Raw genomic sequence first — 17,019 nt, 5'->3', positions numbered from 1 at the left:
CGGGCGAGTGCTCCTTCCGTTCGGGCTTCCAAGTCGGGCGTTGGCTTTTATGACTCACTTAAAGAAAGCATCAATCTGCTCTTGGGCGGCTTTCATGAGGGTATCCATGCCTGCGGCTTTCAGTTCGGACACGATCTTCGGCACCATTTTCTCCGGATCGGATGCGCCCGTGAGCAATTCATAACGGTATTTGTCCCACACCGCCTTGGTATTCGCCACTTCTGTAGAGAGATTGGTAATATCCATGGAGAAGCCCAGCAGCGAAGACGCAAACGCTTGTTCATTCAGCTTTTTAACCTGTTCCCATTGGTCTTTAGGCGCATCCTTCTGTGTTGCCATGTTAAAGAATGTACCTTGCGTGTAGGCAGCGAGCGGCCATGTATCTGTCGTGCGCTCGACAACTTTCTCGCCATCCACTTTCTTGTAATCCACACCCTCTTCGCCAAAAGCGAGCATGTTGCGCAGCTTCGGATCGGTATTGACCAGTTCCAGGTATTTCAGAGCTTCTTTTTTATATTTCGAGTTGGCGGAAATAGCGTTCAAAGAACCTTGGATCGTCGTTGTCGTGTAGATCGGCCCGTAATTCTGCACCATATCGTACTTTTCAACGCCATTGTTCACTTGCCAACTCACTTCTGCACCAGGGAACCCTTGAGCGCTCAAGAATGGTTTGCCTTTATCCGGTTCAGGCTTGGTTGGCGCGTCCGGATTGATAATGCCGTCTTGATACCATTTATGCAGCATTTTCAAATTCTCCATCACGTCCGGCTGTTCGAGAACAGATACGACCTTACGCGAAGCATCGTCCGCCTTTACGCCGATAGGAGCGAGTCCAAGGGCCATATCGTCGTATTCGTTAAAGAATCCGTTTAAGCCTTCGCTTTGCGTCATCGGCAGCGGATAGAAGCTTTTGCCTTCTCCTGCTTTCATGTCATGGAAAGGTTTATCGAGATCCTTCAGGGTTTTCATGTTTGGCACATCAATGCCGTATTTCTCAACATACTTATGATCGAATACCCAATACTGGGTTAGGGACGAGTCCTTGTACGTAGGTACGGAGTAGATTTTGCCGCCAACTTTTGATCCATCCCATACCTTCTCGGGAATAAGCTTATACAGGTCCGGCGTTTCGCTTTGCACGAGATCCGTGAGATCGGCAAAGGCGCCCATGGCAACTTGCTGATTGTACTTGGAGCCGTTCGTGAACATGATATCGAAAGGTTCGCCCGTATTTACGATCGTGTTGATCTTCGTATCCCATTCGCCCCAGCTGGCCACTTTGATATCCACTTTGACGCCGATTTTCTCGGCTGTGTATTCATTCATCGCTGCGACAGCCTTGTCAAAGTTGTTCGGAACCTGGCCGCCGATCGTCCACCATACCAAAGTAGGCACATCAGTGGAAGATGAAGAAGTTTTGGAAGCGTCGGAAGCCTTCGGATCGGAAGCGGATGTATCCGACTTCGAGCCGCAAGCTGCAAGCGCTGACATCAGAAGCGTCAGAACGCAAGCGGTAGAAAGGAGCTTCAAAGGCTTTTTCATAAGTATTTCCCCCTTATAAATGTTGTTCTTACGCCGTTTTGAAGCTTTTGTATAAAAAAGGTCATCCTCAGAACGGCGTTGTTTATAAAGAAAACGTCTTTTCGACGCGTTCTCTCGGCTGACAGACCGCCTTTAGCGAAACTTTCCCCAAATGCTTAGCCTTCGGGCGACGCCTTATCCCTTAACGGCGCCAATCGTCAGGCCGGAAATGAAATACCGCTGGAAGAACGGGTAAGCAAAGGCTACAGGGAGCACGATAATGATCGCCACCGCCATCCGCGCGGATTCTTTCGGCATCGTTGCCGCAAGCATCGCGTAGCTGACGCCCATACTGGCGGCATTTTTCGCAAGAGCATCCACGTTGCTCATCAAGTTATTCAGCAGCGCCTGCAAGGAATACAGATCCTGGTTGTTGATGTACAGCATCGATTGGAACCAGTCATTCCAGTAAGCAAAGCACAGGAACAGTCCGATGGTTGCGATAACCGGCAAGGAAATCGGCAAAACGATTGAGAAAAAAATACGCAGCTGGCCCGCGCCGTCGATTTCCGCGGATTCGATCAGGCCATCCGGAATCGTGCTCTTAAAGAACGTTTTGCAAATAATGACGTTGAAGGACGAAACCGCCAGCGGTAAAATCAGCGCCCAAACCGTATCCTTAAGTCCAAGCAAATTAGCGTTGATGTAATAGCTGGAAACCAAACCTCCATTGAAGATCATCGGAATAAATACGATCCAGGTCAGCAGCCCTTTGAGCTTGTAATTCGGCCGGGAGATGACGTAACCCATAGAGGCGGTCAGCAGCACGCCCAGTACCGTGCCCACAATCGTGACCAATGCCGATATACCGAGCGCACGCAGAATCATCGTCCCTTGCTGTGCTATATAACTGTAAGCATCGCCGGATAGCGCGGTTGGAATGATGTGATATCCCGTCTGACGGATGGAGTCCTCGCTGGATAAGGATATGGAAAGCACAACCAGCATCGGCACCACGCATACTAACGCGAGCAAAATAAATATGAGATTGAAAACGATGTTGACGCCTTTGCTCGGGCGATTGAATTTATCCAAACCGCTTTCATAAACCGTTCTTGCTGCCATAAACGCACCCCCTACATCATCGCGCTATCCGGATCTATTCTGCGAACGATCCAGTTTGCGGTTAGAATCGTGATACAACCCAGTACGGATTGCACGAATGCGGCCGCGGAAGCCATGCCGACAGTTGCCGTTTTGAGTTGCTTATAAACCAATACATCAATGGTGGTGGTCACGTTAAACAAGGAGTTCGAATCCCGCGGTACCTGGAAGAACAATCCGAAATCCGTGTAGAAGATGCGGCCCACGGCCAAAATAAACATCATGACGATAACCAGTTTCATCAAAGGCAGGGTAATGAATCGTGTCTGCTGCCAGATGGAAGCGCCATCAATGACGGCCGCCTCATAGTAGGTTTTATCAATGCCGGTGATTGTCGCCAAGTAAACGACCATACCGTAACCTACGCTTTTCCAAACATGCATGAAGATCAAAAGGTAAGGCCAGTATTTCGACTCCATATACCAGTTGATCGGCTCGCCGCCCATATTAACCAGCATTTGATTGACAATCCCTTTGTCAAAGCTCAAAAATGCCCAGCCTACCGCCGAAACGACGACCCATGACAGAAAGTAGGGCAAAAACATCATGGTTTGATACACTTTGCCTGCTCTCCGATTGTGCAGCATCCCGACCATCAGTGCTAAAGCAACGGGGATGACAATGCCAAGGACGATAAAAACGATATTGTATCCCAGCGTATTTCGAATAATGATCCAGGCATCGTTGGATTTGAACAAAAATTCGAAGTTCTTGAACCCCGCCCATGGACTGTTAATGACGTTACTTAGAAATCCGCCGCTTATTTTGAAGTTTTTAAAGGCGATAATGATGCCGAACATGGGTAAGAAGCAGAAAAGAATGTACCATATGGTCGTCGGCAGCGCCAAAAGCGTCAGCTCGGCATCTTGCTTGCGCCATCGCGTTCGTAAGCGCTTACCCTTTGTCTTAGTGCTCATGTCTGTCACCTCTTCCGTCATCCTATATTGCTTGTTGTAAGTCAATTTTATAGGAAATAGAGCGCTTTCATCCAGATAACAAACATGATAAAGTAGTCAACAAACGTTAGGTTTTGCAAGGTCAATGGACAAAAAAAGACAACCACCATCGACCAGGAAATCGGTCGTCAATGGTTGCACGGAAGCAGCTTGTGCTCAGTTGGAATAACCTAACAACAGCTGGACCACACGGAATGAATGTATGCTCTTACCAGTCACTGACGGGTAAAAACGATTGAAAGGTGTTTGTAACCCTGCATGAAATTGGAGACGACCCGCGGGGGAACCTCTAGAATTTCCGCCAGGTAGCGGCGGTTTAGAATTTCGCCAAACAAGAGCTTTAGTTCTAACCGGGCTAAATCGGCCCCGAAACAATAATGAGGCCCTGCCCCAAAAGTTAAATGTCGATTGGGGCTTCGGCCAATGTCAAATGTATAGGGGGATGGGAAGACTTCCTCATCCCGATTGGCCGATGCGGTCCATAACGTCACGGCCTGTCCGCTGTAAATAGTATGATCTCTGATTCGTATATCCTTTGTTGCCACTCTCATGACGTGTACGTTGGGAGTCGTCCAGCGCAAAATTTCCTCTACGGCGCTTGATAGTAAAGCGGGGTTTTGCAGCAAACGTTCCCATTCGATTGGATGCGTAATGAAAGCGAGCAGCCCCCCTGCTGCAGCGTACTTCGTCGTTTCGATACTACCCAGCAGAAGAACAAAACAATGAAGGGCAATTTCCTGGTCGCTCAGTCTCTCCCCATCCCTATCGGTTTGAATGAAGCGGCTTATCACATCTTGAGCAGGATTCTGTCTACGGGAACGAATAATGTCGAGAAAATAGCTTAGTATTTGCGTATGGGCCGTCGAGAGCGATTTCATCACCGAATCCTCTCTTTTGAATTCCGGATCCTCCCCAGTGACTACGGCCCTGCTAAGATCCGCTATGAAATCCCCGTCAGCCCTGGGAACTCCCAATAACTCGCAGGTAACGGCAACCGGCAATTTAGCCGCGACGTCCTCTACAAAATCGAACACTTCACCCTCAACCACACCATCAAGCAGCTCGCAGATAATGGCATGGATTCGCGGCTCCATCTCCGCCACCGTTCTCCGATTCATGGCTGAACTGAGTAAAGCATACAGCTGGGTATGGCGAGGTGGGTCGGTCAAGTTAATCATGCGGCCGGCAGCAGGATCCCGTTTCCCGTGCAGACGCAACATATTCCCATACTCCGAACTTAGCGCTTTTGTATCCTTCCATGCATGCAAAATATCATGATACCTGGTTAATACCCAAAACCCGCTCGAGCGTGAAGTGGGGTTCCAAAAGACCGGCGTGTTTTGCCTTAGAGCAGCAAAAACGGGTTCCATTCTGCCGCTTGCAAACAACTCAAGGTCTGTTAAGTCAATGTCGGCCAATTTCAAATGAATCACCTGCCCTTCACGTGATAATTAATAAGCCGGCAGCTGGCTGGCATCGCGATCCGAGGGTTCCATTGGCCCCTGTAGGTTTGCGTCACACCTTTCCGATGGGTTTGCTATGATCGTACGATATATGAAATTGTCGAGTGATGAAGTAACTACAACATTGATGTAATTATAAAAAAACGCAAGCGTCAAAAAAATACCCAAAATTGGGTACTATTGGTTTCGAACGTGGTCATATAAACTTTTTAAGAAACGCTCCTTTATGATGGACTCTCGTTTTAGCATAGATCTTCTTAATAAACGTTCGAACCGTATTTTGACTAATCCCGCAAATGTCCGCAATTTCGGGAACGTTTTTATTTTCCAGCCACCCAAATGCGATTTCCTTTTCCCGATTCGTTAAATCATACTGATCAAACAGGGCATAGACCTGCTCCTTATAAACCAATGGATTTTTAGGAGACAATTTTTCTTGAACGCTCTTCGCCAGGCGCTCAATAAGCGGCAAGGCAAATGTCACCTCGTGAAAAGAGTGAAAACTGAGGCCAAGGTAGCCTATAACAACGTTTTTTATTCGAATTGGGGTACAAACGCATGCCAGCTCCCAAAACAAATTATTGCTATGTTCGGTCCCAATGACGACGGAAAGAGACTGTAATTTGATGGATAATGAAATGGCGCTCATTCCTGCGTCTTGGATGGCAACGGAGTTGCCCTTTTGAATATGATTCCTTTCAAAAAAGCATTTTAACGAATCGGTTCCGAGAAAATCCAAAACATTCCCGTCAGGATCAGCAATGATAAATAAATAAGGGATAGACAGCAAATCGCTTATATTCCGGATTTCCTCTTGCAGCAAAGAAAGGCTCTCTCTCTGTTCAACCAGCCTGTCGCCTGCTTCGGATCTATGATCGACATGAGGAAATGGATGGTTTGCCTCCAAGAATGTTTTTGATTCCATATCCGACACATGCTTCCACGAACGTTTGCTATCGATCATTGTGTTCCCCTCTTTCGAATGTATTGCGATCAATAATAAGATCGATCTCTCTCGTTATCGCCGCCGCTCCATTTCAAGAGAAACAAAAACCCCCGTCAGCATATAAAAAACACAGCTAAATAGACGGAGGCTTCCGTCGTATTCGGCAACTGGCTGGCATCGCGGTCCGAAGTCGTTCCGCATTAGCCCCTGTAGCTTTGCGTCGCCACTTTTCAGTGGGTTTGCTATTATCGTACGATAACTATTCAGTTAAGACAGCTTTTACGTTTTGAAAGTCCATCCTACGCTTGCATCAATTCGAATTTTTTCGCTGCAGGAAGAAAGGTGCTGCTACAGATAAAGCCCAGAAAGTTTAATTTAAGTTTGTGCAATTCTCTCCTCTTTAAAGTATGTTAAAGAACGCAAAAAGCCTCCGTCAGCTTTAAAGGCATAGATAAATAGACGGAGGCTTCCGTCGTATTCGGCAACTGGCTGGCATCGCGATCCGAAGTTGATCCGCATTAGCCCCTATAGCTTTGCGTCGCCACTTTTCAGTGGGTTTGCTATTGTCGTACGAAACGAACTATGAAATTGTCGAGTCCCGGGACATCTTTTCCATAAATTTTTATTTTCCGACTTATTTTAACTATAGACTACATGATTTTACCATGAATATAGGACCATCGTACCATTTTGTTAGGAAATAATGTTATATACAGGAGCCAAGAGAAAAATCTAAGCTGATTTGGCTTTTTCGATATTTGATCGTCTGATGTTCGGTACATTGGTAAATGGCAACTGCGCATGTGGATATAAAGCGAAGAAAACACCTTTCGCGCTGAAAGATGTTTTCTTCTTTTCTTGAGAGATACTGTTATTGTACCTTATTTTTTCTCCAGAACAACCATCCTGCGAACAGAATGATCAATCCGAGATACCCTAAGTTGTAAAGGTTCGTAGCTGTGTTCGGCAGCTTGCTGCCGGACTGCGTTTCCGTTTGGTCCGCTGGCGAAGGAGCTTTTCCTGACTCGCCAGCAACGGTTCCGTTATCTCCAAACGGAGAGTCCGATCCGTCGCCCGCATCCGGAGCCGTTCCGGTTCCAGGATGGGTTGGCGTTGTTCCTGTTCCGGGATTCGACGGCGTTGTTCCGTTTCCAGGATTCGTTGGTGTCGTTCCGCTTCCCGGATTCGTTGGCTCAGGAGTGGTTCCTGGAACGGTTGTTCCGTTGCCAGCCTCGCTTCCCTTCACGTTAACCGTCACGACGGACGTCACGGTGCCTCCCCGGCCGTCGCTCACCGTCACCGTAAAGCTGTCGCTGCCGGTATAATCACGCTCCGGTACATACGTCCACGTTCCGTCCGGATTCACCGTTACCGTACCGTGCTTCGGATCGCTTCCTTTTGTATACGTCAGCTTGTCTCCATCCGCGTCCGTACCTTCTATTTTTCCGGTCGCCGGCGTGTTGATTGTCGTCTCCGTAGTATAGGAAGGCACGCTTGGTACCTGATTTGGTTTTACCGGGTCCGTTCCCGGATTCGGCGTGGTGCCCGGGCTTGTTCCAGGGTCCGTGCCTGGATCTACAGGTGGAGTAACCGGTGGATCCACAGGATCGACCGGCGGGTCGACGGGTGGCTCTACTGGTGGATCCGGGTCTACTGGCGGGTCAACCGGCGGATCTACTGGAGGATTGACCGGCGGTTCCGGCTCAACGACAATTTTCTCTGTTGGTTCGCCTGGTTGAACGATGTTGTCGCCATCAACCAGCGCTGTATTTGGGATCGTCTGACCGCCTTGTCCCGGTTGAATAACGGCCTTAAACTCCAGCGTATGCCAGTTCATGCCCATAACATTGCCAAATGAGCCATACACTTCTCCCGTTACCGAATAACCGGCATCGTTATCGTTCTCATCGGTGACCGATGCACCGTCCACCTTTAGGCTGTCCGGCACGTATTTCAAGCCTGCAGGCAATGTATCTGTAATCGTCAGATTCTCCAGATACGTATCGTTGACCACGCCTCTTACACGAATCGTATAGGTGATCGTATCCCCGACTTCATAGGTGGCCTTGCTTACTGTATTCGCTGCGGACTTCTTCGTTTCAATCTGCGGATTCCGCGGATAAACTTCGACTTCATTTCTTGGTCTGTCCGGCGTTCCAATATTGTCGCCCTCGACGGCCGCAATATTGACAATATTCTTGCCTGCTTGTCCCGGCAGTACTTTCGCCTGGAACGTCACCTTGTGCCACGCGGTATCGGTAACATCTCCGAACTGACCGAAGATTTTACCGTTAGCGAAATGGCCCTTGTCGCCATCTTGGTCATCGGTGACTTGCACGCCGTCAACTGTCAGCGTGCCCGCGACATATTCCAGACCTTCCGGAATCTCGTCCGTGATCGTCAGGTCAGTCACCCGACTATCGGAGACCGTGTTGCGTGTTTGAATCGTGTACTGCAGTGTGTCCCCGATTTCCGGATGTGCGGCATCGGTGTTGCCGTCTGCCTTTTTAAACACTTCCGCTGTTTTTGTAGACTCCAGAGCGTTTTCGCGCGGATAAACTTCAACAACTTTCTCTGGCGTGTTTGGCGTGGTGATATTATCGCCATTCACGACAGCTACGTTTCGGATGTTTTTGCCAGCTTGACCCGGCAGCACTTTCACTTTGAATGTCACCTTGTGCCACGCGGTATCGGTAATATCTCCGAACTGACCGAAGATTTTACGGTTAGCGAAATGGCCCTTGTCGCCATCTTGGTCATCGGTGACTTGCACGTCGTCAACTGTCAGCGTGCCCGCAACATATTCCAGACCAGCTGGAATCTCGTCCGTGATCGTCAGGTTGGTTACCAGACTATCAGAGGCCGTGTTGCGTGTTTGAATCGTGTACTGCAGTGTGTCTCCGACTTCCGGATGTACGGTGTCGGTGTTCCCGGCCGCTTTATCAAGCAGTTCCGCTGTTTTCGCGGATTCCAGCGAAGTTTTGCGCGGGTAAACCTCGACAACGTTCTCCGGCGTTTTAGGTGTGTTGACATTGTCGCCATCCACGACAGCGATATTTCGGATGACTTTGCCGGCTTGTCCCGGCAATACCTTCACCTGGAACGTCACTTCGTGCCAATCGGTATCCTTCACATCCCCGAATTGAGCGAAGACTTTACCGTCCGCGAATTGGCCCTTGTCGTCACCTTCGGCATCGGAAACGGCTGCATCGTCGACTCTCAGCGTACCCGCTACGTATTCCAGACCAGCTGGAATTTCGTCTGTGATCGTCAGGTTGGTTACCAGACTATTTTTAATATTGTTGCGCGTTTGAATCGTGTACTGCAGTGTGTCCCCGACTTCCGGATTTGCGGCGTCGGTGTTGCCGGATGCTTTTTCAAACAGCTTCACTGTTTTCGTGGACTCCAGCGAAGTTTCACGCGGATAAACCTCGACAATTTGCTTCGGCGTGCTCGGCGTGGTGACATTGTCGCCATCTACGACAGCGACATTTTGGATGTCATTGCCGGCTTGCCCCGGCTGCACTTTAGCCTGAAACGTCACCTTGTGCCACTCGGTATCGGTCACATCTCCGAACTGACCGAAGATTTTACGGTTAGCGAAATGGCCCTTGTCGCCATCTTGGTCATCGGTGACTTGCACACCGTCAACTGTCAGCGTGCCCGGAACATATTCCAGACCAGCTGGAACCTCGTCCGTGATCGTCAGGTTGGTTACCCGACTATCGGAGGCCGTGTTGCGTGTCTGAATCGTGTACTGCAGTGTGTCCCCGACTTCCGGATGTACGGCGTCGGTGTTTCCGTCCGCCTTTTTAAACAGTCCCGCTGTTTTTTCAGCTTCTAAATGTGGTTCTCTATACTGGACGGATGTTGTCACATTATTGGACTGGATTGTTTCATTTCCACCTGTCAGCAAGTTTTTGTAGGCAATAGTCGCTATATTGGCGACAGAACCTTCTGCATGGCTGGATAGTGCTTTCACTTTGAATTGTACGGTAATCCCATCAGGTGAGTTAGTCGTGTTTGGCAAATCGCCGAGCCTGATGATTACCTTTTGCCCGTCAAAATGCCCTTCATCTGGATCATCTTCATCGGTTAATGCCTTGGCATTCGTTCCTCTCACAATTCTCATCGAGCCTGGAACGTATTCCGTTCCTTCTGGAATCGCATCTTCAAAGACGGTATTGGCTGCAATATCTCCACCATTGTTTTTAATGGTTACTTCATAGGTTAATACATCGCCAGCATATACTTTTCCTTCTGGAGAGACAGTCTTCTCTGCAACTACACATGGTTCTGTTCCTAAGAAGACATTATCAAGGTAATTACCGAAGGCCACATTCCCATTAGATGAACTAATTGCTTTAAATCCAAAACGCGTCATGGTTTGACCTGCTGGAACCTTATAACTTCCTGAAGTAGTTTCCCATGTAGTCCCAGTTGAAATTCTCTTTATTTCTGGCGTGGTGTTGAATGGATCGGCCGTAATCGGTCCAATATTAACACTCATCATATCCACACCAGCCCATCCTCGGTGATCTAAGCGCCAATAAATCGTCTGCCCTGGTATGGTCGGTAATTCCTGGTATAACATACTGTTTTGATCAGCATTCAATTCTGCATATCTACTCGTGAGATTTTCCTTATTCGGAGTATCTGATGGTATCGTGCTCGGTCGGGCAGGGTCCATGATTTGAATAATTCCTCTTGGTGTACGCCAGACATCAGTCGTTTTCCACCCTGGAACCGTGTCTGCATAGTAATAACCGCCTCCTGCTACCGAGTTATCATAGGTACCAGGTCCCTCCGGCTTTTCAAAATCACCATTTATCAACGCTACTGGTGTAGGACATACCTTGGGATTTAGCTCCGCGGCTTCCGTTTGCACCGGGTTCAATGGAAAAAAACCGCTCAAAGCGACCAAAAATACACTAAATTGAATAAACAGACGTTTTACCACATTTGCTCTAGTTACCGTACGGGTAAGGTTCAATTCCTCTCCCCCCAATCGTTGTTATTTCCAAATCACGCGCCGGTAATCTCGTTCTTTTAGGATAAGTATGTATTATTCTTGGTCAAAGCCTCTCCTCCTCGCTTATTCATCTCTTCTATAGACAAGGCATAACCCCTCGACTATCCATAATTAAAATTTTAAATATCTGAAAAAGAAAAAACCCCATCCACAAGCAAACGCTAATAGACGGAGTTGTCCGTCGTATTCGGCAACTGGCTGGCATAGCATTCGCACTTTACAGCAAATACGTTAGCCCCTATAGCTTTGCGTCCCCATTTTTCAATGAGTTTGCCTTGATCGTACGATCGTGTATGTAATCAAAAATTTAATATATATTTAAAAATATAATATAAAAGAATCATAAGTTAGGTTCTTTAGTCTCATTTTTCTAGTATTTTCCTCACCATTTGTCGTTTTTGTGAAAATTGCGACTTTCTTATACAGCGAAGAAACACCTTTCGTATAGAAAGATGTTTCTTCTTGAGAGATCGTTATTGCACTTTATTTCTTCTCCAGAAAAACCATCCTGCGAACAGAATGATCAATCCGAGGAACCCTAAGCTATAAACGTTCGTAGCTGTGTTCGGCAGCTTGTTGCCGGATTGTTCTCCCGGTGAAGGAGCTTTTCCAGACTCCCCTGCAACGGTTCCGTTATCTCCAAACGGAGAGTCCGATCCGTCGCCCGCATCCGGAGCCGTTCCGGTTCCAGGATGGGTTGGCGTTGTTCCTGTTCCGGGATTCGACGGCGTTGTTCCGTTTCCAGGATTCGTTGGTGTCGTTCCGCTTCCCGGATTCGTTGGCTCAGGAGTGGTTCCTGGAACGGTTGTTCCGTTGCCAGCCTCGCTTCCCTTCACGTTAACCGTCACGACGGACGTCACGGTGCCTCCCCGGCCGTCGCTCACCGTCACCGTAAAGCTGTCGCTGCCGGTATAATCACGCTCCGGTACATACGTCCACGTTCCGTCCGGATTCACCGTTACCGTACCGTGCTTCGGATCGCTTCCTTTTGTATACGTCAGCTTGTCTCCATCCGCGTCCGTACCTTCTATTTTTCCGGTCGCCGGCGTGTTGATTGTCGTCTCCGTAGTATAGGAAGGCACGCTTGGTACCTGATTTGGTTTTACCGGGTCCGTTCCCGTTCCCGTATTCGGTGTGGTGCCCGGGCTTGTTTCAGGGTCCGTTCCCGGATCTACAGGTGGAGTAACCGGTGGATCTACTGGATCGACCGGCAGTTCCGGCTCAACGAGACTCATTCTTCTAGTATTCCCCTCGCCATTTGTCGTTTTTAGGAAAATTATAGGATTAATTTTTTTGAGCGGGCCTCATTTATTGTCCTTGCTTTAATATGCCCTCCTCGCTTGTATGCCATTTCCCTTGCAAGTTCAAAGGGTGAAGCTATAAGTTTAAAATCACTTTGATTTCTTCCATTGCCACATCACTTAGCATACGAATGTTTTTCAAGGATTTGAGCAATCGATTCGAGTTCGTAGTTCCCTTGTGCGATATCAACGATAAACTCTACCGCTTCATTACGTTCCATTCTCAAATGGAAGCCGTTTAACAATAAAAATGATTTTGTCACAAGATAGGCTGTCCGCTTATTTCCATTGTGGAAACAATGATTTTTGACCAAAGATTCGACTAATGCGGCTGCTTTGTCAAATAAGGTTAGGTATGCATCTTCCCCAAACAGGCTTTGTTGCGGTCTATGTACCGCAGATTCAAGCAGGCCATGGTCTTTGACACCTGCTTGATCTGCATCGTTCATTCTTGTCATGATAAAATAATGCGCGGCAATAACTTCTTCCTTGGTTATAAACACGACAGACATATTATCGATCCCTTAGATCATCGAGTATTCCTCGATCTTTATTGAATACGTCAAAAAACGCCTCCAACACTTCCGGGCGGACATGGTCAGGAAGTTTCGCTTGCTGAACTTTTTTAAGGATCACTTCGCCACGTTCATTTTCGATGAATTCAACCTCATCACCTTGCGAAACATCTAACCGCTCAGCCAGTTGTTTAGGCAGGCTTACACCTAGACTATTACCCATTCGGCCGATTTTTCGGGAATAACGGGTCAACTTTTGTTTATTGTTTTTCAATTTGATCACACCGTCCATGTTCATTTTCCTCCTATAGTATGATCGAAACGCAATATGTTATACCTTATAACTGTAATAACGTTATAACATAATTACATTTTAACAATTTTAATAAGGAATATAAAGAAAAAAACGACCTGATCAAGGTTCCCAGTCACCCGTAAGCCGGATAAGGCTGGAACAAATAAAGGAACGGATAGGGCCATGCTTCGATCTGAAAGCATATAAATAGAAAAGTAATCCCAGCCCTTGTTCGGACCGAACTCTGACCCGGGAGATGGACGCTTTTAAAAAGGTGCCCTCACTCGGGTCATGTTCTGTATCCGTTAGGAGTACGTTTTTTGGCTTTCGGTTTTGACGGTTCGGTTCAAGAGCCACTTTTTGGGTTTACAGATCAAGCGCTATTTCTTAAACTATCAGAAAGTATTTGTTTTCAGCGATGGCTTGAACCATGTTGCCAATAACGTCCAAAAAACAAGGAGTGATCGAATGAGCAGTGCTCCGAATACGTTGCGCTTCAAATGAGGAAGCCGGATATTCCAAAGTTATGGCCTGCTTGAACGGGCATAATCATCTTGATGCAGTCACGACCATCGACGGCATATCTTATATCGAGATCAACAGCATGTCCTACCAATGGCTCGGTTCCGGGTATGAGTGCATCCGATACTTCGAGGAAGTCGACAAGCAATATCCGACGTTGAAATATACGGTCTCTTACAAAGATCCGCTGTATGCGATCGTTACGCTGAAGCAAGGCGAGCTGTCGGTGGAAGGCGTTCAGAGCGAATTCGTCGGGCCGAGCCCTCTTGAGCTTGGGCACTGCAATATGGAGTCGGGACACGAAATTACGCCGGTTATTTCATCCCGCAGGCTAACTTTTAAATGATCCTGTAGGACCCGAATTACATATTCATTGGGGAGGCAACCGTATGAAAAGATTAAGTTTTCAAGTGATCAGCGACATCCATATTACCGAGACAGATCTGCAATCCAGACACAGTAGGCAGTTCATTCGCGTGTTGGAGGACATTCGGGAAAATGACCCGGATAGCGCGGCGCTCATCATTGCCGGAGATATGACCGACCGGGGTATGGAGGAAGAATACGACGGCTTTTTGGCGGTTTTGGAAGCGGTACCACATCCCCGTCCGTATTTTGCGCTGGGCAATCACGATATTCGGTGGCATGAAAGCTATGAGGTCAAAAGAAAGCGCTTCGAGGAGAAGCTCGGCACGGGCATTACATACGACTTTTGGCTGAACGGCTATCATTTTATCGTTTTGGGAACGGATTATAAAGACGAGGCGACTTTAAAAGATCATTCCTATATATCCGAGACACAGCTGGATTGGCTGGAACAAAAGCTTGCCGAGCGTTCGGATCCCGCTAAACCGATCTTCGTGATTCTGCATCAGCCATTCCAGGAAACGGTTGCCGGGTCCGTCGAATGGCATGGCGTCGTTCCGGATGCACAGCTGAGAAGCTTGCTGGGCCGGTATCCGCAAGTCGTCTATTTTTCCGGGCATTCCCATGCGGCACTGGAAATGTCTCATGCGTTGCACCGCGATAAGTTCACGATGGTGAATACGGCGAGCGTGATGGCATCATGGAACAGTATAACCGAAGAACAAAGCAGCCAAGGGTTATACGTGGAAGTTTACGACGACAAGGTTTTGATCAAAGGAAGAGATTTTGCCAAGAAGGAATGGGTACAGGAAGCCCAATATAGCATTGAATTTCCAGCTCGAGAATCAACCGCATAGCCTATAACCCCATAAAATAACGGCCCGGCAGACGATACTGCCGGGCCCTAGACCGGTTACGCCGTTTCTATTAATTTTGGCGCATCTCCAGACGCAAAACTGGTTTCAATTCATTTTGTAACAAGCCTTCTACTCAGCAATGCAAAAGGAATTGAGATTACAGTATCAGCAAATGAAAACGTCTCAGTAGTAGGTGGAAAAACTGGAATAGCTGTTGGGTATCCAATATACAACTCCACGTTTTGCGAGGTTTACGAAAAAGGGATACTCAATGAAAAGTACTTCGGTGGAGCGACTTTCAACCTTGGAGGTGTTTTTTATGTTGGCAACAGGAGCTAGCAACCCAGCATTTGCTGCCACCATATCCGTAAAACTAAAACCTTCTATTCTTAAGGCACTTTAAAAATAAATAGGCTCTTTTCTATAATATTGTTGTTGCTCAGTGAATTTCCACAGCAAAGGGAAAACAAAATGTTTCGAGCTGTTGTTTCCCGTTAGTGAAGCAAACAATCATTTTATTCGCTAAACTTTATAGTTTCTTTCATCCGTTTTCCTTCTTGTGATATCCATTCTATTATCCCATATATTTTATCTTTATTTATAAAGGTAATTTTTTCGCGTTCGTTATTCATAGGCACTTTTAATTCCGCTTTACCTGTATCTTGCTTATTGAAATTTCTTCCTTCACTTACAATTTTCGTTTCTTGTAAAACAATTTCTTTATCATCAATTACTGCAACCGTCCTAAATGAACCACGATCAGTTATTTTTTCATCAAACTTATAGTGTAATTCACCATCCCCGGCAAAAAGGGTATCCCCTTCAATTTTCAATTTATATCCTTGCAGCTGCCAATGCTCGCTTTCACCATTTAATGTTGCAAGCTGGGTTACTTTATCAGAAGATGTTTTTTCAGAAAAACAACCTGTAGTTAATAGCAATATCAACGACATGATAACTACTAATTTTGAGCCTTTCAAACAAAACGCTCCCTTTCAAATTTTGCTTTTTAATGAAGTGATATATTTTTAAAGATTACTTTTTCATGACTATAAATCCAATCCTTTCCTGTTTATTATACAGCTCATAACATTTTCTTGAATATAGAAAAAAGGCCGCCTTCCGATGGATTCGGAAAGCAGCCTTCCTTAAAGACCACATATGATGTTAAAAAATCGTAGGCACCATGCCCCCATCCATACGGATCGGAGAACCTTTGAATGCGGATGCATAGGGGCTGCAGACGAACGCAACCAGCCTGCCTATTTCAAAAGGCTTGATAAATCGCTGTATTTCGGATTGGGGCAGGTTTGCAGCCATAAATTTTTTCTCTTTTTCCGAAAATGCCATATCTTCAGGAAACATACTGTCAATGATCTGATATACGTTTTCGGAAAGCGTTGGGCCCGGCATGATCGTATTGGATGTGACTTCCGTTCCTGCGGTTAGCTTAGATAAGCTTTTTGACAGCGATAATAACATGGATTTGGTCATGCAATACTGAGGCATTTGCCCTGATGGCATAATGGCTTCTTCACTTGCAATAAAGATGATTCGCCCATCATTGTTATTCAACATGTTAGGCAAATAAAATTTAGATAATCCATTCGCGGCAAGGACATTCGTGCGGAAGTATTTTTCCCATATTTCATCGTCAACGTCCTCATAAGGCATGATTTCATAAATCCCCATATTGTTCACCAGAATATCGACGTGGGGATATTTCTCGAACAACGCTTCTCTTTGCTGCAAATCCACAAGATCGGCCGTTGCATTCTGAGGAGAAGTAGCCGGGAACTCCGACTTCAATTCATTAACGGTTCGTTCTACCTCTTCATGCTCCCGTCCGTTAACGAGGACATTGACGCCTTCTCTGGCAAGTTCAATGGCAATGGCTTTCCCTATCCCTTTCGTCGATCCGGTTACCAAAGCCGTTTTGTTCTTTAATCCCATATCCATAACTTAGGTGTCTCCTTTGTTGTCATTCACATCAAGCTGAATTAGAAATTATTCCTGGAACATCCTTGTGCTCCGGATAGGGATTATGTTACTTTGTCCGGACCGTCCGGTAACTAGCGTAC

Annotated in this window: 13 protein-coding genes and 3 riboswitches; of the genes, 2 read left to right on the top strand and 11 right to left on the bottom strand. The window is 46.9% G+C overall.

The annotated features are described in order from the left end of the window. Positions 1-54 precede the first annotated feature (54 nt). From MKY58_RS00145 to MKY58_RS00105, 9 genes are all read right to left on the bottom strand, one after another. The gene (locus MKY58_RS00145) at positions 55-1,542 is read right to left on the bottom strand and encodes an ABC transporter substrate-binding protein (RefSeq protein WP_339322931.1); all 1,488 of its coding nucleotides are present in this window, start codon (positions 1,540-1,542) and stop codon (positions 55-57) included. Between the two features lie 174 nt (positions 1,543-1,716). Next, a complete protein-coding gene (locus tag MKY58_RS00140) occupies positions 1,717-2,646 on the bottom strand; it encodes a carbohydrate ABC transporter permease (protein ID WP_160039646.1) in 930 nt (309 codons plus the stop codon). An 11-nt stretch (positions 2,647-2,657) separates the two neighbouring features. After that, complete coding sequence (locus tag MKY58_RS00135) at positions 2,658-3,602, bottom strand: ABC transporter permease subunit (RefSeq protein ID WP_339322930.1); 945 nt, start codon at positions 3,600-3,602, stop codon at positions 2,658-2,660. A gap of 254 nt (positions 3,603-3,856) precedes the next feature. Further along, positions 3,857-5,065 (bottom strand): cytochrome P450, encoded by a 1,209-nt coding sequence (locus tag MKY58_RS00130; protein WP_339322929.1) that lies wholly within the window; start codon positions 5,063-5,065, stop codon positions 3,857-3,859. A 235-nt stretch (positions 5,066-5,300) separates the two neighbouring features. Next, complete coding sequence (locus tag MKY58_RS00125) at positions 5,301-6,068, bottom strand: LuxR C-terminal-related transcriptional regulator (protein ID WP_339322928.1); 768 nt, start codon at positions 6,066-6,068, stop codon at positions 5,301-5,303. A 141-nt stretch (positions 6,069-6,209) separates the two neighbouring features. Further along, positions 6,210-6,304, bottom strand: a riboswitch (cyclic di-GMP riboswitch). A 223-nt stretch (positions 6,305-6,527) separates the two neighbouring features. Then, a riboswitch (cyclic di-GMP riboswitch) is annotated at positions 6,528-6,622 on the bottom strand. Between the two features lie 299 nt (positions 6,623-6,921). After that, complete coding sequence (locus MKY58_RS00120) at positions 6,922-11,043, bottom strand: isopeptide-forming domain-containing fimbrial protein (protein ID WP_339322927.1); 4,122 nt, start codon at positions 11,041-11,043, stop codon at positions 6,922-6,924. Between the two features lie 225 nt (positions 11,044-11,268). Continuing rightward, positions 11,269-11,367, bottom strand: a riboswitch (cyclic di-GMP riboswitch). A gap of 188 nt (positions 11,368-11,555) precedes the next feature. Further along, complete coding sequence (locus MKY58_RS00115; protein WP_339322926.1) at positions 11,556-12,317, bottom strand: Ig-like domain-containing protein; 762 nt, start codon at positions 12,315-12,317, stop codon at positions 11,556-11,558. A gap of 182 nt (positions 12,318-12,499) precedes the next feature. Then, positions 12,500-12,895, bottom strand: coding sequence for a type II toxin-antitoxin system death-on-curing family toxin (locus MKY58_RS00110; protein ID WP_339322925.1), 396 nt, complete (start codon positions 12,893-12,895; stop codon positions 12,500-12,502). A gap of 1 nt (position 12,896) precedes the next feature. Beyond that, a complete protein-coding gene (locus MKY58_RS00105) occupies positions 12,897-13,190 on the bottom strand; it encodes an AbrB/MazE/SpoVT family DNA-binding domain-containing protein (protein ID WP_339322924.1) in 294 nt (97 codons plus the stop codon). A 529-nt stretch (positions 13,191-13,719) separates the two neighbouring features. Here MKY58_RS00105 and MKY58_RS00100 point away from each other — a divergent pair. Continuing rightward, entirely contained in the window at positions 13,720-14,061 is a 342-nt protein-coding gene (locus MKY58_RS00100; protein WP_339322923.1) for a hypothetical protein, read from the top strand. Positions 14,062-14,104: 43 nt separating this feature from the next. Then, positions 14,105-14,938, top strand: a complete 834-nt coding sequence (locus MKY58_RS00095; protein ID WP_339322922.1) for a metallophosphoesterase — start codon at positions 14,105-14,107, stop codon at positions 14,936-14,938. A 515-nt stretch (positions 14,939-15,453) separates the two neighbouring features. Here the strand turns inward: MKY58_RS00095 and MKY58_RS00090 are convergent. Both MKY58_RS00090 and MKY58_RS00085 read right to left on the bottom strand, forming a co-directional pair. Continuing rightward, on the bottom strand, positions 15,454-15,918 hold the full coding sequence (locus tag MKY58_RS00090) for a hypothetical protein (protein WP_339322921.1): 465 nt from the start codon (positions 15,916-15,918) through the stop codon (positions 15,454-15,456). A 187-nt stretch (positions 15,919-16,105) separates the two neighbouring features. Further along, the gene (locus tag MKY58_RS00085) at positions 16,106-16,897 is read right to left on the bottom strand and encodes an SDR family oxidoreductase (RefSeq protein WP_339322920.1); all 792 of its coding nucleotides are present in this window, start codon (positions 16,895-16,897) and stop codon (positions 16,106-16,108) included. Positions 16,898-17,019 lie beyond the last annotated feature (122 nt).

Origin of the sequence: Paenibacillus sp. FSL W8-0194 (assembly GCF_037969745.1) — a bacterium.
In the GTDB taxonomy this organism is placed as follows: Bacteria; Bacillota; Bacilli; order Paenibacillales; family Paenibacillaceae; genus Paenibacillus_AQ; species Paenibacillus_AQ cookii.
Note: the sequence above shows the minus strand (reverse complement) of the source record. Positions and strands in the feature narration are given on the sequence as shown.